Source organism: Amphritea sp., from assembly GCF_016744155.1.
Taxonomy (GTDB): Bacteria; Pseudomonadota; Gammaproteobacteria; order Pseudomonadales; family Balneatricaceae; genus Amphritea.
The window spans coordinates 1-18,403 of the sequence record NZ_JADGEW010000031.1; the positions used below are offsets into that span (position 1 = coordinate 1).

An 18,403-nucleotide genomic window follows, 5' to 3' on the forward strand; every position below is an offset into this window, starting at 1 on the left:
AGCAACGAGCAACGAGCAACGAGCAACGAGCAACGAGCAACGAGCAACGAGCAACGAGCAACGAGCAACGAGCAACGAGCAACGAGCAACGAGCAACGATATTACGTGACCCTCGTCACCATTAACTTGATCGGCTTATTGTTTGGCTTGCTAGCAGGCGAAATAATTTATATATTGCCTACCTTGTTTCAGGCGTGCAGTGATTGTCGCGATAACTGAATCTAAATTATAAGCAGGTAGATAATGTATACCGAAGAAGATGTTCGTCGTTTACGCTGGCAGAGCCGAAGAGGCATGCTGGAGCTGGATGTATTGTTTGTGCCGTTCGTTGAAGAGGCTTTTTCAGGGCTTGATTCGGAAGATCAGGATCGGTTTGTTAAGTTGCTTGCCTGCGAGGACGTTGATCTGTTTGTCTGGTTGATGGAGAGAGAGGAGCCTGAAGACCCTGAGATGAAGCGTATCGTTCGGATCATACTGGATCGTGTTCAGCCCACTGCAAGTTGAGATTAACGCCTCTGTCTATGGCAGAGCATGCATAGTATTACTTACCTTGTTTTCGCTGTTCTCGGTTTGGGCAGCGGACTTAGTATTAATATATAAATTACTGCTTTCCCTGGCCTGTCTTGGCTATAGTTGTTTCTGTTGGTCCCGTTTTATCTGGTTAAATAACCCTTATTCGGTCACCGGTTTACGCTGGCTCGTTGAGCGAAAAGGGATTGTAGTCTGCCTTAATAAAGGTAGCTGGGTTCATGTTGATCGTATTGAACAGAAATTTGCTTTTCCCTTTCTAATTGGGCTTAAACTGAAATTATGTACTGAAGACCGCTCTGTCGCTGTGCTTATCTGGCGGGATAGTGTGGTTGAGGATGATTTCCGTAAGCTTCGTGTTTTATCTCGTTTTGCGCCACCACCGGTTAGCGCCACTCATAGTTAACCGGTGTGAGTATGGTGTCTCTGGCTTCAATGTTGCTGTCGGGATAATCAAGTGTGTAATGCAGTCCCCGGCTCTCTTTTCGCAACATAGCTGAACGAATAATCAGGTCGGCAACTACGGCTAGATTCCTCAGTTCCAAAAGGTCACTGCTAACTTTATAGTTGCTGTAGTACTCACTAATTTCCTGCTGTAAAAGGTCTACTCTGTGTTTGGCTCGCTGTAGTCGCTTATCGGTTCTTACTATCCCGACGTAATCCCACATGAAGCGACGAAGCTCATCCCAGTTGTGGGCGATGATGACGTCTTCATCAGAATCTGTGACCTGGCTCTCATCCCAGAAGGGGATTTCCGGTAGTTCCCCTAGAGGCCGGTTGTGTGCCGCCATATGCCGAGCAGCAGATGAGGCATAGACGATGCATTCGAGCAATGAGTTGCTGGCCAGCCGGTTGGCACCGTGGAGACCGGTAAATGCTGTTTCGCCGATAGCGTACAGGCTTTCAACATCGGTCATGCCATGCTTGTTGGTCATGATGCCGCCGCAGGTGTAATGAGCAGCTGGGACTACGGGGATAGGCTCTTTCGTGATATCAATACCGTATTCCAAGCAGCGTTCATAGATTGTTGGAAAGTGTTGTTTGACAAATTCTTCTGGTTTATGGGATATATCCAGAAACAGGCAGTCGTGACCCAGTCGTTTCATCTCATGGTCTATCGCTCTGGCCACTATGTCACGGGGAGCCAGTTCACCACGCTTATCAAATTTATCCATAAATCGGCTGCCGTCTGGCAGCAGTAGTTTTCCGCCTTCTCCGCGTACAGCTTCAGAGATGAGGAAAGACTTTGCCTGGGGATGATACAGGCAGGTGGGGTGAAACTGATTGAATTCCAAATTACCGACCCTACACCCAGCACGCCAGGCCATTGCGATGCCGTCTCCGGAAGCGCCGTCTGGATTGCTGGTATAGAGATAGGCTTTACTGACTCCTCCTGTCGCTAAGACAGTCGAACCCGCTTTGAATACATCTACATGGCCGCTGCGGTTATCCAATACGTAGGCGCCGATACAGCTATTGTTTGGTAGGTTTAGTTTATGTCGAGTAATAAGGTCTACAGCAAGATGATCTTCAAAAAGGTCGATATTGGTTCGCGTGCGAGCTTGTTCTATTAATGTTTGCTGAATTGCCTGGCCGGTAGCATCGGCTGAATGAATAATGCGGCGATGACTGTGTCCACCCTCTTTGGTTAGATGGTATTCATCGCCTTCCCGTGTAAAAGGTACTCCCTGCTGAATTAGCCAGTCGATGCTCTCTTTACCATGCTCTATGGTAAAGGCAACAGCGTCCATTCGACTCAAATTTGCGCCTGCGCTGATAGTGTCTTGTATGTGTGCTTTGGTGCTATCTGTGCCGTCAATGACCGCAGCTACACCGCCCTGTGCTTGATAGGTCGAGCCGCTTGTTAGGCTGGCTTTGCTGAGCACGGCAATTTTGTAGGTCTCAGGTAGCTGCAAAGCAAGGCCAAGGCCGGACGCGCCACTGCCAATGATTAGTACATCATATTCAAACTTTTTGCTCATTAGCGGACTCTCTATTAACTACAACCTAGGCGGCAATTATTGCCTGAACTGGCGCCATGAGCCAGTCTGTATGGTCAAATAGTTATTTTTTTTTGTTGTAAGGGAACTTACTTAAAGTAAAGGGCTCATAGGTTATAACTTAATACCTGTATTGAAACGGGGTTGCATAGAGCAAGGGGTGGCATTCATACTTCCTTGAGACTGTTTTTCAGTCATGTAAGTTAGGGGTTGTTCATACATATTAAGGAATAGAATGTCCGACGAAAGCCAAGCATCGATAGACCAGAAGCTGGTAAAACGTGTTCAGGAAGGTGATAAAACTGCTTTTGATCTGTTGGTAAAAAAATACCAGCACAAGATTATTGGGCTGATTGGTCGTTATGTTTATGACCACCATGAGGCGATGGATGTTTCTCAGGAAGCTTTTATAAAAGCGTATCGTGCGCTACCCAATTTTCGTGGTGACAGTGCTTTTTATACATGGTTGTACCGAATTGCTATCAATACAGCGAAGAACCATCTGGTCGCCAAAAGCCGCAGACCACCTGATATGGATATTGATGTAGATGATGCGCATCACTTAGAAGGTGATAGGGGATTGAAAGATATTGAAACCCCTGAAAATAGTTTATATCGGGATGAGCTGGCCAAGGTCGTGAGAAATGCGATGGATAAGCTACCTGAAGATCTACGAGCAGCAATCTCTCTACGTGAGTTTGAGGGGCTGAGTTATGAAGATATTGCACAGATTATGGATTGTCCTGTAGGCACAGTGCGTTCGCGTATTTTCAGGGCACGGGAAGCGATCGATAAAGAGATTGCTCCTTTGTTAGGTTAGATAACTGAATTTGATGTTGAACTAGATTGTCGAATTCAACTCATAGAATAAAGAGCTGAGCGGGTAATTGTCCGGTGGCTCAATATAAATACTTAATCCGTTAGGAGTTGGCTAATGAGCGAACAACCCAGAGAAGCTCTTTCTGCATTGATGGATAATGAAGTTGGTGACTTTGAGTTACGTAGTCTTCTGAAACAGAGTGCTGATAACAATGAGCTGTCAGGGCAGTGGCAACGTTATCATGTTGCTAGTTCAGTGCTAAAACAGGAGCAACTTGCTGGAGGTGATATTAGTGCTTCCGTTATGGCGGCGCTTGAAGACGAACCTGTGCTTACTATTGCTTCTTCTGAGGATGTGGTGGTTAAAGAAAAATCATCAAGTATTAGCTTTTGGAAACCTCTTGCCAGTATGGCTGTAGCGGCATCGGTCACAGCAGTTGTGATCTTGGGTGGGCAGAACTTTGGTGTAGGTCAGCCTGTCACCGTGACTCCTGATCTTGCACAGGCTCCGGCCCCTGAAAAAACGCTTTCTCAGCCTGGTTTTACTGTTCCCCGCGATTTTATGCAGGCGCAGTTTGGCGCACCGCGTATTACACAACAAGCTGATAATAACGAAAATATTATTCGATTGAATTCAGGTCTTAATAGCTATATCAAGCAGCATAATATTCTAAGTGATGGTGTTTTAGTCAGCTCTAATCCTGGTTGGTTACCTGAGGGTTTTACACCGATTAAGAATGCGCTTGCTCCTGGGGCTGAGTTGACGGTGTTTAGTAACGGTGAACACTCCTTTACTTTGAGTATTGAGCGAACAGGCAATGCCTCAGTACCGGAAGGTGCTACCCAGATGGGTGATCTGGTTGCTGTGGGTAAAAAAATGGATCAGTTTTTTGTTACTGTTGTAGGCGATGTGCCGCTTATGGTTGCTGATCGGGTAGCAAACTCTGTTAAAAGAATTCAATAATTTATGATTGAAGAAAATGGGCGTGTTGTTCGGGTTGAGTCAGATTTTGTCTGGGTTGAAACGATAAAGCAGAGCGCCTGTTCAAGTTGTACTGCGCAAAAAGGTTGTGGGCAAAGCTTGATAGCTAAAATAGGTGATGGAAAACGGATGGAGATTCAGGTCGATAATCCGCACCATATCGCAGCGCTTGTAAATGATCAGGTCACTTTAGGTGTCGGTGAACGATCTTTTTTGACGGCATCGTTTCTGGTTTATCTGTTACCTCTGATTGTGATGTTTATTGTGGCTGTGTCAGTACAGCTGTCTGGCTTTACCGAGCCAACGGTTATATTGAGTGCGTTAGTTGGGTTAGCGGGTGGTTTTCTGTTAACCCATTATATCTCCGGTCGCATAAGCCGGAACTGCAGCTACCGACCGGTACTGCTTCGTAAAATCTGATTTATATTTAAATAGCTGAATACAGGATAAAAGATATGAAACTGGTCAGAGCGACTTTTAGTCTGGTTCTTTTCTGTTTGTGTATAAGTAGCGCCCAAGCGGCATTGCCTGAATTCAGGGACCTGGTTAAACAGACGTCCCCTGCGGTAGTGAATATTAGTACAGTTCAGCAGGTGCAAACCCAGGCTCAGGCAGTGCCGGAATTTCAGTTGCCTGAGGGACAGGAAATTCCTGAAATCTTTAAACACTTCTTCCGCTTTCCTCAGGGGCCAGGAGGAAATGCTCCCCGGCGAAAAGCGCCACAGTCTTTGGGCTCAGGTTTCATTATATCTGAGGATGGCTATATCCTGACTAACCACCATGTGGTTGCTGAAGCTGACAAAGTTATTGTTAGATTGAGTGATCGTCGGGAGCTTGAAGCTGAAGTGGTTGGTTCTGATAAGCGTTCTGATGTCGCCTTGCTGAAAATCGATGCCACCGACCTTCCAGTGGTCAAAATTGGCGATTCAGATAAAGCTGAGGTGGGTGAGTGGGTACTTGCTATAGGCTCTCCTTTTGGTTTTGACCATTCGGTAACCGCCGGGATTATCAGTGCAACAGACCGCAGTCTGGCGAATGAAACTTATGTTCCTTTTATTCAGACCGACGTGGCGATCAATCCGGGTAACTCCGGAGGCCCTTTGTTTAACCTGAGTGGGGAAGTGATCGGTATTAATTCCCAGATCTACACGCGCTCGGGTGGCTTTATGGGCTTGTCGTTCTCTATTCCGATGAGCGTTGCTATGGAAGTGGTTGAGCAACTCAAGGAGAAAGGTTCAGTAAGTCGTGGCTGGTTGGGTGTCATTATTCAGGAAGTAAGTCGTGATCTGGCTGAATCTTTCGGTTTGGATAAGCCAGAAGGTGCCTTGGTAGCTAAAGTGCTACCAGATAGCCCTGCCGAAGCGGCTGGACTACGTGAAGGCGATATTATCTATAGCTTTAACGGTCAGCCGATTGATCGTTCAGGTGATCTGCCGCATCAGGTTGGCCGGATTCCCCCTGAGACAGACGCTAAAGTGGGTGTTGTACGGAGTGGCAAGAAGCAATTTATCACGGTTACTATTGGCCTTTTACCGGCTCCCGGTGAAGAGTTGAAAGCAGCTAATAGTAAAAGTAAACAGTCATCAGCTAATCGCTTGAATATCCAGATTAGTGCATTGGATGATCAGTTACGCGAGCGTTTAAGTGTTACTGACGGTGTTGTAGTACGTAGGGTTGAAGAGGGTGCTGGGGCTGAATCAGGTTTGATGGTGGGTGATGTTATAACCATGTTGAATGGCGAGGAAGTTGACTCAGTTGAGACCTTTGCCGGAGTGGTTGCAGAGCTTCCGGACAAGAAAGCCGTACCAATGCGTATCGTTCGTCGGGGAAGTCCGATGTTTGTGCCGCTCAAACTTAAATGACCAGGTTTCAATTCTTCTGATCATAAGAGGGGCTATATGCCCCTCTGTTTATTATCCGATGGCATTCTCTTTGATGGTCGTAACTGATGAAATACGGTACACTTGCCCGCTTCAGATTTGCTCCCTCATATTGGGGTTGCATGCTTAAATTTATTAGCTGGTGATTCCGTAGTGACTAAGCTCGACCACATCCGTAATTTTTCGATTATTGCCCATATAGATCATGGTAAATCCACGCTGGCGGATCGTTTTATCCAGACCTGTGGTGGCCTGGCTGAGCGTGAAATGGAGCAACAGGTTCTTGATTCAATGGATCTGGAGCGGGAGCGTGGAATCACCATCAAAGCGCAGAGTGTAACGCTTAATTACACCGCTGAAGATGGTGAAACTTATCAACTGAACTTTATCGACACACCGGGGCATGTAGACTTCAGTTATGAAGTATCCCGTTCGCTGGCGGCTTGTGAAGGCGCATTGTTGGTCGTTGATGCTGCCCAAGGCGTAGAAGCTCAGTCAGTAGCGAATTGTTATACTGCTTTGGAGCAGGGGCTAGAAGTATTGCCCGTCCTCAATAAGATGGACTTACCTCAGGCTGACCCGGAGCGAGTGCGTAAAGAGATTGAAGAGGTTATCGGCATTGAAGCTAGTCATGCTGTGCAATGTAGTGCTAAAAGCGGCCTGGGGATCAACGATGTTTTAGAGCAGCTAGTACAAGATATCCCCGCGCCGGAAGGCGATGTTGATGGCCCTCTTCAAGCGCTGATTATCGACTCATGGTTTGATAACTATCTTGGCGTCGTTTCTCTGGTCCGTGTGAAACATGGAACTCTGCGCAAAAAAGACAAGATTAAGATGATGTCCACCGGTCAGTTACATCCGGTCGATGGCGTGGGTATCTTCACACCCAAGCGAAAGGAAACCGGCGTGCTAAAAGCTGGTGAAGTAGGATATGTGGTTGCGGGGATTAAGGATATCCATGGAGCGCCAGTAGGTGACACTATCACCCATGCTAAAACGCCGGACGTTGAGCGGTTGCCGGGTTTTCAAAAGATTCAGCCGCAAGTCTATGCCGGTCTTTTCCCTACCAGCTCCGATGATTATGAAGATTTCCGTGAAGCGTTGAATAAACTTACTCTGAATGATGCTTCGCTGTTCTTTGAACCTGAATCATCAGATGCCCTGGGGTTTGGTTTCCGTTGTGGTTTTCTCGGCATGCTACACATGGAGATTATTCAGGAGCGTTTGGAGCGGGAATATGACCTTGATCTGATCACTTCAGCCCCAACTGTTGTCTATGAACTTGAACTCAATAATGGCGATGTAGTTCATATTGATAGCCCGTCAAAAATGCCTGATCCAACATCGATCAAAGAGATGCGTGAACCGATTGTTGAAGCGAATATTCTGGTACCTCAGGAATATCTTGGGCAGGTTATCGGGCTCTGTGTAGAAAAAAGGGGTGTTCAGAAAGATATGAACTTCGTCGGCAATCAGGTGCAGGTTTCCTATGAACTGCCGATGGCTGAGGTTGTATTGGACTTCTTTGATCGACTTAAGTCGGTTAGCCGGGGTTACGCTTCTCTGGAATATAATTTTGTCCGCTTTGAAGTTGCACAGCTTGTGCGTCTTGATATCTTGATTAATAGTGAAAAAGTGGATGCGTTGGCGTTAATTCTTCACCGTGACAATGCGCAGCATCGTGGTCGTCAGTTGTGTGAAAAGATGAAAGAGTTGATTCCACGTCAGATGTTTGATGTGGCTATTCAGGCTGCTCTTGGTGGTAAAATTATCGCCCGTACCTCGGTAAAAGCTCTGCGTAAAAACGTGACTGCCAAGTGTTATGGCGGTGATGTGAGTCGTAAGAAGAAACTGTTGCAGAAGCAGAAAGAGGGCAAGAAGCGGATGAAGCAGGTGGGTAGCGTTGATATTCCGCAGGATGCATTCCTGGCTGTACTGAAAATAGATAATTAGGACTCGTTAACATGGATTTTGATTTCGCTCTGGTACTCGTTGTACTGACCTTTATTGCCGCTCTGGGTTGGGTTTATGACCGGGTTATACTGGCCGGGGCACGTAAGCTCAGGATTGCCGCGGCAGAGGAGCAAGTGAATGGCGCTCTGCCGGAAAATGCATTAGAACAATTGAACAAGGAAAATGGCCTGATAGATCTGTGTCGTTCTCTATTCCCTGTCTTACTGGTAGTGCTTATTCTTCGCTCTTTTGTTGTAGAACCTTTTCAGATCCCATCGGGCTCTATGAGGCCAACGCTAGAAGTTGGTGATTTCATTTTGGTGAATAAGTGGCATTACGGCTTCCGCCTGCCGGTACTTGGTACTAAGGTTGTGCCAATGAATGATCCGCAGCGAGGCGATGTAGCTGTATTTAAATTTCCGGATGATCCGAGGATCAACTACATTAAACGTGTCGTTGGTTTACCGGGTGACCGGATAGGCTACCAGAATAAGACTATCTTTATTAATGGTAAGCCGCAGGTTCAAACATTGCTGGCCCAGTTGCCGCCACAGAAACCACGACTGTTGCTAACAGAAGAACAGTTGGGTGATGTTAGTCATCAGCTTTATCGTGATGTGACACCGCCGCGAATTGCCGCAGAATGGGTAGTCCCTGAAGGTCACTACTTTGTTATGGGCGATAATCGTGATAATAGTAATGACAGTCGCTTCTGGGGTTATGTGCCGGATGATCTACTGGTAGGTAAAGCATTTGCTGTCTGGATGCATTGGCCAGAGTTTTTCACACTGCCTGATTTCAGTGATGTAAGAACTATCCATTAACAGGGGAAAAGGGGTACGTTATGTCGATGTATAAAACACAGCGGGGGATGTCGTTTTTTTCGCTGATGATAATTTTGATTGTCGCAGGTGTTTTTCTTGCTGTCGGTATGAAGCTGATGCCTCCTTACTGGGATCATAGCCTTGTCACCTCTATGATGGAGGAGTTAGTTGAACAGCCAGAAACTAAGACCGATTCTCCAAGAGATACCCGCACAAAAATAAATAAACGTCTGCGAATCAATCAAGTAAAGCTGCCGTCACAGGATTCAATAACCATTGATGTGAAAGAGGGTATTAAAACCCTGACGCTGAAATACGATATTATCGTGCCGATGTTTTACAATGTAGATGCTGTTGTGAAGTTTAATGAGCAATATGAAGTGATTATCCGTTGATTATAAAACCTGCCACAGACCTGGCAAAAAAGCTGGGTTATAAGTTTAATGATGAGAGCATGATAGAGCTGGCTCTCACCCACCGTAGTCACGGAAAACGTAATAATGAACGCCTGGAGTTTCTGGGTGATTCGATTCTCAACTTTGTCATCGCCGAAGCGCTGTATCTTCGTTTTCCTGAAGCGAAAGAAGGGCAGCTTAGTCGACTGCGGGCTCTATTGGTCAAAGGTGAAACCCTGGCTGAACTCGCCCGAGAGATGAAGCTGGGAGACTACCTTCGATTGGGCTCCGGCGAATTGAAAAGTGGTGGCTTTCGCCGCGATTCGATTTTGGCCGATACCGTTGAAGCTATTATTGGTGCTATCTATCTTGATAGCGATATGGAATGTTGCCGTCCTTATATCCTCAAATGGTACCAGTCTCGCCTTGAGCAGACTTCTCTTGAAGATAACCAGAAAGATTCAAAAACCCGACTGCAGGAATTTCTGCAATCTCGGCGGGCACCGCTGCCCGAGTATGACTTGCTTTCAGTCACCGGCGAAGCGCACAAACAGACGTTTGAAATTAGTTGTCAGGTGAGTCTTTTAGATGAACCCACAGTAGGCAAAGGCAGTAGTCGTCGTCAGGCGGAGCAGAATGCTGCTGGAGCTGCACTTAAACTTATGAAAGTAGGTAGTAAAGTATGAGTCGCGATCTGAGTTATCTACTGGATCAGCCCAGTGAAGATCAGCATTGCGGTTTTGTCGCAATCGTTGGCCGTCCGAATGTGGGTAAGTCTACCCTGATGAATAATATTCTGGGCCAGAAGTTGAGTATTACCTCGCGTAAACCGCAGACGACCCGTCATCAGATCGTTGGAATTAAAACCGAGGGGGATGTTCAGGCTGTATATGTCGATACCCCCGGGCTGCATAAAGATCAGGACAAAGCGATTAACCGCTATATGAACAAGGCGGCCAGTTCAGCACTTCGTGATGTTGATGTGGTGGTGTTTGTTATTGATCGTACCGCCTGGACTGAAGAAGACGAAATCGTTTTTGAAAAATTTGGTGGGATTAAGTGTCCTGTTATTCTGGTGATTAATAAGATTGATCAACTGGATGATAAAGAGTCACTGCTGCCTCATCTGGAAGAACTTTCTAAGAAAATGGAATTTCTGGAAATTATTCCTATCTCAGCGAAAAATGGCACTAGTGTTGATCGCCTTGAATCGGTGATCAATGAGCAATTGCCAAAGAGTGTGCATTTCTACCCGGATGATCAGATTACAGATCGTAGTTCTCGCTTTCTTGCAGCTGAGTTGGTGAGAGAGAAGTTGATGCGTAACCTTGGGGATGAAGTTCCTTATGGTACCACTGTCGAGATTGAAGAGTTCAAGCGCAACGAACGGGGTATTCTTATTATCAGTGCGCTGATTCTGGTTGAACGTGAAGGGCAGAAGCGTATCGTTATCGGTGATAAAGGCGATAAAATCAAAGGTATTGGCCGTGATGCCCGTCTTGATATGGAAAAAATGTTTGATTCCAAAGTGATGCTTAACCTTTGGGTTAAGGTGCGCAGTAACTGGTCTGATGACGAGCGGGCGCTGCGAAGCCTGGGTTACAACGATATAGATTGAGTGATGGCAGCCGATGAGTTATCAGGTAGACGCTCAGGCTGCTTATGTCCTGCATACCCGACCTTACAGAGAAACTAGTCTGCTGGTCGATCTGTTTACCCTAGAGCAGGGTAAAATCAGTGCCGTCGTAAAAGGCGCGCGCAGTCCCCGTTCCCGCATGCGAGCTATGATGCAGCCCTTTACGCCCTTGCAGATCAGTTGGCGGGGGCGCCATGAACTGAAAACACTGACTCAGGCTGAAGCTGTTGCAGCGCCACTGTTCCTTACAGGCGACTCACTGATCTGTGGGCTTTATGTTAATGAACTTCTGGAACGCCTGTTACAGCCTTCGGATTCTCATCCCCAACTCTTCGTATATTATCAGTATGTATTGAATGAGTTGAGAGAGACTAGGGATGTTGAATTGGCGCTGCGCACCTTTGAGCAGCATCTGTTACAGCAGCTGGGCTTTCAGTTTGATGTGCAAGGCTGTCAGCCAGAAGTTGTCTATCGATATGACCCTACTCAGGGTTTTATTCCTGTCACTCTGTTAAGTGAGAAGATCAGACCTTTCTGCTTCACCGGTGAGCAGTTAGTGGGCATTGTAGGCGAGCAATATCAGCGCCCTGAGATCCGTCGGGCTGCGAAAAGGCTAATGCGACTGGCCTTAGAGCAACAGCTGGGGAATCGGCCGCTGCGCAGCCGAGAATTGCTACAGGGCTATAACCCTCATAAGGTATAGCCAGACTGTTGCTCAGAGTGCGATTCTAGTAAGCTCTGTTTTATTATATTTTTGTTTGAGAAGAGGTTAACTGTGGTAGAGCCAAGTCGATTACTGCTGGGTGTGAATATCGATCATATTGCGACCTTGCGTCAGGCTCGGGGGACTCGTTACCCTGATCCGGTTCAGGCAGCTGCCTTAGCCGAAGAAGCCGGAGCTGATGGTATTACCGTTCACCTGCGGGAAGATCGTCGCCATATTCAGGATCGTGATATCTACCTGCTTGCAGAAACTTTGCAAACGCGGATGAATTTTGAGATGGCGGTGACCGATGAGATGCTAAGCATCGCTGAGAAAGTTAAACCTGCCCACGCCTGTCTGGTACCGGAAAAGCGTGAAGAGCTGACTACTGAGGGAGGCTTGGACGTGGTGGGCCAGCTTACGAAAGTAAAGGCGGCCTGTGACAGGTTAGCTGCTGCAGGGGTGGAAGCCTCACTGTTTATTGATCCGGATAATGCCCAGATTGATGCAACTCTTAGTTGTGGAGCGCCTGTGATTGAATTACACACCGGTGCTTATGCTGATGCAGAAACGGCGGCAGAGCAGAAGACCGAGTTGGAACGAATTAGATCAGCCGCGACCTATGCGTTTAGTAAAGGGTTAATTGTTAATGCAGGCCACGGTCTGAACTACCAAAACGTAGAGCAGATTGCTGAAATTCCTGAGATAAGTGAACTGAATATCGGTCACGGTATTATCGCCCGGGCAGTGTTTGTCGGTCTTAAAAAGGCGATTGCTGAGATGCGCCGATTGATGATGGAAACCCAGGGGCGGATACAGCCGCTAAGGGATGCGGTACGCCGATGATTTTTGGTGTGGGGACAGATCTACTTGATATCCGGCGTATAGAGATGGCATTGGCGCGTACGCCACGTCTGTCAGAGCGGATTCTGACCCCCACCGAATTGTCGCAATATCAGCAATCTAATCAACAACCCCGGTTTCTGGCCAAACGTTTTGCAGCAAAGGAAGCGGCTGTGAAAGCGTTGGGTACCGGTATTGGACGAGGTATTAGTTGGCAGCATTTTGAAGTTGGTCATAATGAACTGGGCCGACCGATAATGACTCTTACTGGCAATGCGCGACAGCGAGCGGAGGATCTGGGGATCGCTACCTTCCACCTTTCCTATAGCGATGAGCAGGATCAAGTTATCGCATTTGTTGTGGCAGAACAGCTCTGATTAAGCGTTATTCCTGAAAGTCGTGTTCGACTATTTTTATAGACTAAACTGAAAGCAGACATCAGAGAGTTCTAGGAGGTGGTGCGATGAACACTATTATGGTTGCTACCAATTTTTCACCGCTCAATGAAAAGCTTATCGATCTAGCTCAGGTTTTTACCAGCACTGTTTATCTGTTGCATGTGGTTTTGCCGAACGAAGATATCAGTTATCGGGATAAGAAGGAGATGGGGCAGGAGTTTGCCGAAGAGTCATCAGCGCTTAATAAGCAGGCTCAGCAATTGCGGCATCAGGGTATTGAAACCCATGCGCTCTTGCTGGAAGGAATTGCTCCGGTGGCAATTCTTGAAGAGGCTGATCGATTAAGTGCTGACCTGATTGTTCTGGGCGGGGTTGGTAAACGCAGCTCAACAGTTCTCGGAGATGATCTCGTTCATAAAGTTGTTAAACAGTCGCAACGACCGGTACTGGTCCTTCCGTAGTCGGAGTGTGCCTCTGGCGAGTGTATTCATTAGAGCATGAATTATTCTGTATTGAGCTTTATCGGTAGGCTCGGTATGATCGCGATCTATATTTAAGTTATATCAAATACATTTTTAATTTCTTCTGGTTATATTTTTATATATTCAGGACGATCACTGGTAATAAGTTATGAGCGTGCAGTTTCCAACCATCGAAGATTATGTGGGTAATACACCATTGGTGCGCCTGCAGCGGTTGTCTGTGGGGCGGGGCAATACGGTGCTTTGTAAACTAGAAGGCAATAATCCGGCGGGCTCGGTAAAAGATCGTCCAGCGATGAGCATGATTCAGTTGGCTGAGCAGCGAGGGTTGATAAAGCCTGGAGACACCCTGATAGAAGCTACTTCTGGAAATACCGGTATCGCGCTAGCGATGGCGGCGGCAATTAAAGGCTACAATATGAAGCTGATTATGCCGGATAACAGCAGTGAAGAGCGCAAAACTTCAATGACCGCTTATGGCGCAGAACTGATTCCTGTGACTAAAGAAGAGGGCATGGAGGGAGCCCGTGATCTGGCGCTGCAGATGCAGGCGGATGGTAAGGGCATTGTACTCGACCAGTTTGCCAACATGGATAATCCAGAAGCACATTATCGCGGTACCGGTCCAGAACTGTGGCAACAGACAGATGGCAGAATAACTCACTTTGTCAGTGCTATGGGGACAACGGGAACTATCATGGGTACCTCCCGGTACCTGAAAGAGCAGAATCCTGATGTTCAGATTGTGGGTCTTCAGCCTGCTGAAGGAGCCTCTATCCCGGGTATTCGTCGCTGGCCTGAAGAGTACTTACCTAAAATCTTCGAAGCATCCCGGGTTGATTCGGTACTGGATATAACTCAGGAAGAGGCTGAAAATACCATGCGTGCTTTAGCTCAACAGGAGGGTATCTTCTGTGGGGTTTCATCTGGTGGGGCCGTTGCTGGAGCTTTACGTTTGGCGCAGGAGGTAGAAAACTCCATTATAGTCTGCATTATCTGTGACCGGGGCGACCGCTACCTGTCGACCGGAGTCTTTAGTTAGAGTTGTATCGCCTTATTGATTTAACTGAAGGAGCCTAGGCTCCTTTTTTTATGGTTAAAATGCTCCTTTTCCCGAGTTTGGATTAACCTGATTTGGTTGCTAACCATAATGAACTTACTCGCTATTGACGGTCTGAGATAATAGAATGTGCCGCTATATGTGCTGTGAAGTGAAGAAAGCTACCTACTTTCTGCTTCTATTTTAAAGCTGTAATTACATAAAAGATCCATGGCGTAGTTGAAATGGACATCAGGTTAATCGGGAGTGGCGCGAAGCCGTGGTAAAAGTACGCGAAGATCATCCAATACATGCTGATGGCAGTGTCGATCTGGAATTGTGGCTTGAACGGCTGCAGGAACAGGTTGAAGTTAAGAATATAGACACGATTCGTCAGGCATGCCTTTATGCCAAGCAACTTAAGGAAGAGGCTGAGCCCTCAGAAGATTCCTGGGAAAATACTGACAGCTACCTCACCGGGCTGGAGATGGCCCAGATATTGATTGAGTTGAATCAAGATCAGGATGCACTGGTTGCTGCAATCCTTTATCGCAGCGTACGTGAGAAACGCGCGACGCTGGAAGATATCCGCCGTCGTTTTGGTCAGACGATAACCTCTCTTATCGAAGGTGTACTTCAGATGGCTGCAATCGGCAGTCGTCAAAATCCCCGTCGCGAAAATGTACTGGGCCAGAGTGGTAATCCCCTAGACAACGTACGTAAGATGTTGGTGTCGATGATCGACGACGTGCGGGTTGTGCTGATTAAAATTGCTGAGCGTACCTGTGCTATCCGTGGGGTAAAAGAGGGCTCCCGCAAAAAACGTTTCCTCGTTGCCAGAGAGGTCTTTGATGTTTATGCCCCGTTGGCTCACCGTCTGGGTATCGGTCATATTAAATGGGAACTGGAAGATCTTTCCTTTCGCTATCTAAAGCCCAACGATTATAAGCAGATTGCTAAACTGTTGGACGAGAAGCGCCTCGATCGGCAGCAATTTATTAAAGACTCTGTGAGTCTTCTTAATACTGAGCTGGACAAGGTCAGTATCGACGGCGAGGTGATGGGCCGGGCTAAGCATATTTACAGTATCTGGCGCAAAATGCAGAACAAGAATATCGACTTTAATCAGGTCTATGATATTCGTGCGGTACGGATTCTGGTGCCGGAAATCAGGGACTGCTATACGGTTTTAGGTATAGTCCATGGCCTGTGGCGTAATATTCCTCATGAGTTTGATGATTACATCGCTTCGCCAAAACCGAACGGTTACCGGTCACTGCACACTGCTGTATTTGGCCCCTCCGGTAAAGTATTAGAGATTCAGATCAGAACCTTTTCGATGCATGAGGAGGCTGAGCTTGGCGTCTGTGCTCACTGGCTTTATAAAGGTACCGATACTCAGTCCCAGAGCTCAAGTTACGAAGATAAGATCGCTTGGTTGCGTCAGGTCCTGGAGTGGACTGAAGATCTAAGTGACACTGAAGAATTTTCTGATGTTATTGGTGCAGATATTACCCATGACCGGGTTTATGTATTTACCCCGGAAGGCCATGTTGTCGATATGCCGGTGGGTTCTACACCGGTGGATTTTGCCTATCGGGTACACACGGAAGTTGGACATCGCTGTCGTGGAGCTAAAGTAAACGGGCGGATAATGCCATTGACCCGTCAGTTGCAGACCGGTGACCAGGTCGAGATTCTTACCGCCAACACTGAACATCCCCGACGTGACTGGCTTAACCCTAACCTGGGTTATATCACCAGTGCCCGTTCCCGGGCTAAGGTGCAGCATTGGTTTAAGCTGCAGGATAAAGACAAAAATGCGGCGGCAGGTAAGAAAATTATCGACCGCGAATTTCGTCGTCTGGCACTTGATAATGCCGAACTTAATTTTGCGCAGATGGCTGAGTCTGTTAATCACAAATCCTCAGAAGATATGTATGCCGCGCTGGGCGCTGGTGATATTCGTTTGTCGCAGATTATCAATGTTGCACAGCAGCAGGTTGAGACAGTTCATTACGACGAGCAGTTAGATCTTGAATTGCCGGGTAGCAGTCTTAAACCTCAAACAGTATATGACGGTATTAAAATCCGTGGCGTTGGTAACCTGCTTACCTCTATCGCACCCTGCTGTAAGCCCGTTCCGGGGGACCCTATCATTGGTTATATAACTAAGGGCAGGGGCGTATCGATTCACCGGGAAGACTGTACTAATGCTTTCCAGTTGCGCCAGCAAGAAAGTGAAAGAATTGTTGAAGTAAACTGGGGTGAAGACAGTGAATCAACGTATCCTGTTGATCTCTTTGTTGAAGCCTTTGACCGTGCTGGCTTGCTCCGTGACCTGATGATGGTGCTGTCAAACGAGAGCGTCAATCTGGTTGCAGCTAATACCCAGTCGGATAAAAAGAGTAATGTTGCCCAGTTGACACTGACTATTGAGATCAGTCGATTGGAGCTGCTAGGTAAAATTATGGATAAGATCAATCAGATACCAAACGTTACCGACGTACATCGTCAGCGAAGTGGTTCCTGATGGACGCTCAATATACTCTGGACGACCTGCTCAATCTGATGGTGCGCTTGCGAGATCCCACCGATGGCTGCCCCTGGGACCTGAAACAGAGTTTTGCCAGTATCGTACCGCATACGTTGGAAGAAGCTTATGAAGTGGCTGATACCATTGAGCGGGAAGACTGGGAGCATCTGCCGAGTGAATTAGGCGATCTGCTATTTCAGGTTGTTTTTTATGCACGTCTGGGGCAGGAAGAGCAGCGTTTTGGTTTTGACGAGATAGTCGATACCCTGGTCAGAAAACTGCTTCGCCGCCACCCCCACGTTTTTCCCGAAGGGACGCTGGAGAGTCGTCGTGGCTCGGAATCCATTGATGAGAAGGATGTTAAAGCTACCTGGGAGGCGATTAAAGAACAGGAGCGGGGTGATAAACCGCAACAGGAATCGCGAGTGTTGGACGATATTCCAATGGCGCTTCCTGCGTTGAATCGGGCAGAAAAGTTGCAGAAACGCGCCGCGCGAGTGGGGTTTGACTGGGGTGATGTTGGCCCGGTTCTGGATAAGATTGAAGAGGAAATTGCTGAGTTGCGTGAGGCTATCGCAGCAGGGGATAAGCTTGAGATGGAGCACGAACTGGGCGATCTGATGTTTGCTCAGGTTAATCTGGCTCGTCACATGGGCATCAATCCAGAGTCAGCGCTGCGCTATACCAATCAGAAATTCACTAATCGTTTTGCGCATATCGAAGACCAGGTAAAAGGTTCCGGTAAAGACTGGCAGACCTTCAGTCTTGAAGAGTTAGATGGCTGGTGGAATGAAGCAAAGCGCAAAGGGTTATAATTAGAGCGATTAAACGGAGGCGACTAATGGGAACATTACAATGGGTGATCCTGGCGGTAGTGGTAATGGCTGGCCTGGGTTACTGGAATTATCAGCGTATTGATGGGCAGCGCAAGGCTCTGGAAGGCGCAGGTTTTGTCGTGTCAGATGATCTTAAAGGTAATCCCGGCCTGTTAGTCAGTACGACGCAACAACAGATAGCGGTTTTAATTCCCACCGGCTACCTGCGTGTTGGTTTTGATCAGTTAAAGCACGGTGAGATCCGCCAGGATGCATCGGGCGAAAAAGACAGCAACTACCGCATAGCGCTGATACTGAACGGCGCATCTCAATCCGAAGTTGAAAACCGCTATCAAGATGAACATCAGGCGGATAGCGCTTTTAAAAAGCTCAGAAATTTAACCAGCCACTAAGTCTAAACAGGCCGCTTTCTTAAATGAGGGGCCTGTTTTAAGCCTGGCCCTCCCTCTCATACTTTCCTTCTGATACTAAGATAGTATTTGTGCTTCGCACGAAAACTGTAGTATCAATAGTCTGAATTATAAGTATTTAATATCTGACAGGGGACGT

General features: G+C 47.2%; 20 protein-coding genes. 19 read left to right on the forward strand and 1 reads right to left on the reverse strand.

Annotated elements, in window-relative coordinates; translation table 11 throughout:
• Positions 1-243: 243 nt before the first annotated feature.
• Together QZZ54_RS17355 and QZZ54_RS17360 are read left to right on the forward strand one after the other, a co-directional pair.
• A complete protein-coding gene (locus tag QZZ54_RS17355; RefSeq protein ID WP_290704926.1) occupies positions 244-504 on the forward strand; it encodes a succinate dehydrogenase assembly factor 2 in 261 nt (86 codons plus the stop codon).
• Positions 482-934, forward strand: a complete 453-nt coding sequence (locus QZZ54_RS17360; RefSeq protein WP_290704929.1) for a protein YgfX — start codon at positions 482-484, stop codon at positions 932-934. The genes QZZ54_RS17355 and QZZ54_RS17360 overlap by 23 nt, the downstream gene beginning before the upstream one ends.
• Here QZZ54_RS17360 and nadB read toward each other — a convergent pair.
• Complete coding sequence (gene nadB, locus QZZ54_RS17365) at positions 915-2,510, reverse strand: L-aspartate oxidase (protein WP_290704932.1); 1,596 nt, start codon at positions 2,508-2,510, stop codon at positions 915-917. The two genes, QZZ54_RS17360 and nadB, sit on opposite strands and share 20 nt — an antisense overlap.
• A 253-nt stretch (positions 2,511-2,763) precedes the next feature.
• Between nadB and rpoE the strand changes: the two genes are divergently transcribed.
• The 17 genes from rpoE (at position 2,764) to QZZ54_RS17450 (ending at position 18,246) form a co-directional block, all read left to right on the forward strand.
• Positions 2,764-3,348 carry an RNA polymerase sigma factor RpoE gene (gene rpoE, locus QZZ54_RS17370; protein WP_290704935.1) on the forward strand — a complete coding sequence of 195 codons (585 nt, stop codon included), beginning with the start codon at positions 2,764-2,766 and terminating at the stop codon, positions 3,346-3,348.
• A gap of 114 nt (positions 3,349-3,462) precedes the next feature.
• Positions 3,463-4,311, forward strand: a complete 849-nt coding sequence (locus QZZ54_RS17375) for a MucB/RseB C-terminal domain-containing protein (protein WP_290704938.1) — start codon at positions 3,463-3,465, stop codon at positions 4,309-4,311.
• 3 nt (positions 4,312-4,314) lie between these two features.
• Positions 4,315-4,749, forward strand: coding sequence for a SoxR reducing system RseC family protein (locus QZZ54_RS17380; RefSeq protein WP_290704940.1), 435 nt, complete (start codon positions 4,315-4,317; stop codon positions 4,747-4,749).
• 35 nt (positions 4,750-4,784) lie between these two features.
• Positions 4,785-6,191, forward strand: a complete 1,407-nt coding sequence (locus tag QZZ54_RS17385) for a DegQ family serine endoprotease (protein ID WP_290704943.1) — start codon at positions 4,785-4,787, stop codon at positions 6,189-6,191.
• A 171-nt stretch (positions 6,192-6,362) separates the two neighbouring features.
• A complete protein-coding gene (lepA, locus tag QZZ54_RS17390) occupies positions 6,363-8,162 on the forward strand; it encodes a translation elongation factor 4 (RefSeq protein ID WP_290704946.1) in 1,800 nt (599 codons plus the stop codon).
• An 11-nt stretch (positions 8,163-8,173) separates the two neighbouring features.
• The gene (gene lepB / locus QZZ54_RS17395; RefSeq protein ID WP_290704949.1) at positions 8,174-8,986 is read left to right on the forward strand and encodes a signal peptidase I; all 813 of its coding nucleotides are present in this window, start codon (positions 8,174-8,176) and stop codon (positions 8,984-8,986) included.
• Positions 8,987-9,006: 20 nt separating this feature from the next.
• Positions 9,007-9,381, forward strand: a complete 375-nt coding sequence (locus QZZ54_RS17400; RefSeq protein ID WP_290704952.1) for a DUF4845 domain-containing protein — start codon at positions 9,007-9,009, stop codon at positions 9,379-9,381.
• Positions 9,378-10,067 (forward strand): ribonuclease III, encoded by a 690-nt coding sequence (gene rnc, locus QZZ54_RS17405; protein ID WP_290704955.1) that lies wholly within the window; start codon positions 9,378-9,380, stop codon positions 10,065-10,067. Before QZZ54_RS17400 ends, rnc begins: the two co-directional genes overlap by 4 nt.
• On the forward strand, positions 10,064-10,999 hold the full coding sequence (era, locus tag QZZ54_RS17410) for a GTPase Era (RefSeq protein ID WP_290704958.1): 936 nt from the start codon (positions 10,064-10,066) through the stop codon (positions 10,997-10,999). Before rnc ends, era begins: the two co-directional genes overlap by 4 nt.
• A 13-nt stretch (positions 11,000-11,012) precedes the next feature.
• A complete protein-coding gene (recO, locus tag QZZ54_RS17415) occupies positions 11,013-11,720 on the forward strand; it encodes a DNA repair protein RecO (RefSeq protein WP_290704961.1) in 708 nt (235 codons plus the stop codon).
• A gap of 72 nt (positions 11,721-11,792) precedes the next feature.
• A complete protein-coding gene (gene pdxJ, locus QZZ54_RS17420; RefSeq protein ID WP_290704964.1) occupies positions 11,793-12,566 on the forward strand; it encodes a pyridoxine 5'-phosphate synthase in 774 nt (257 codons plus the stop codon).
• Entirely contained in the window at positions 12,563-12,940 is a 378-nt protein-coding gene (gene acpS, locus QZZ54_RS17425) for a holo-ACP synthase (protein ID WP_290704967.1), read from the forward strand. Before pdxJ ends, acpS begins: the two co-directional genes overlap by 4 nt.
• A gap of 86 nt (positions 12,941-13,026) precedes the next feature.
• Positions 13,027-13,422: a universal stress protein gene (locus QZZ54_RS17430; RefSeq protein ID WP_290704970.1), complete on the forward strand. Its 396-nt coding sequence runs from the start codon at positions 13,027-13,029 to the stop codon at positions 13,420-13,422.
• 169 nt (positions 13,423-13,591) lie between these two features.
• Positions 13,592-14,485, forward strand: coding sequence for a cysteine synthase CysM (cysM, locus tag QZZ54_RS17435; protein WP_290704973.1), 894 nt, complete (start codon positions 13,592-13,594; stop codon positions 14,483-14,485).
• Between the two features lie 277 nt (positions 14,486-14,762).
• Positions 14,763-17,015, forward strand: coding sequence for a GTP diphosphokinase (gene relA, locus QZZ54_RS17440; RefSeq protein ID WP_290704976.1), 2,253 nt, complete (start codon positions 14,763-14,765; stop codon positions 17,013-17,015).
• Positions 17,015-17,833 carry a nucleoside triphosphate pyrophosphohydrolase gene (gene mazG, locus QZZ54_RS17445; RefSeq protein WP_290704979.1) on the forward strand — a complete coding sequence of 273 codons (819 nt, stop codon included), beginning with the start codon at positions 17,015-17,017 and terminating at the stop codon, positions 17,831-17,833. Before relA ends, mazG begins: the two co-directional genes overlap by 1 nt.
• 26 nt (positions 17,834-17,859) lie before the next feature.
• Positions 17,860-18,246, forward strand: coding sequence for a hypothetical protein (locus QZZ54_RS17450; RefSeq protein WP_290704982.1), 387 nt, complete (start codon positions 17,860-17,862; stop codon positions 18,244-18,246).
• Positions 18,247-18,403 lie beyond the last annotated feature (157 nt).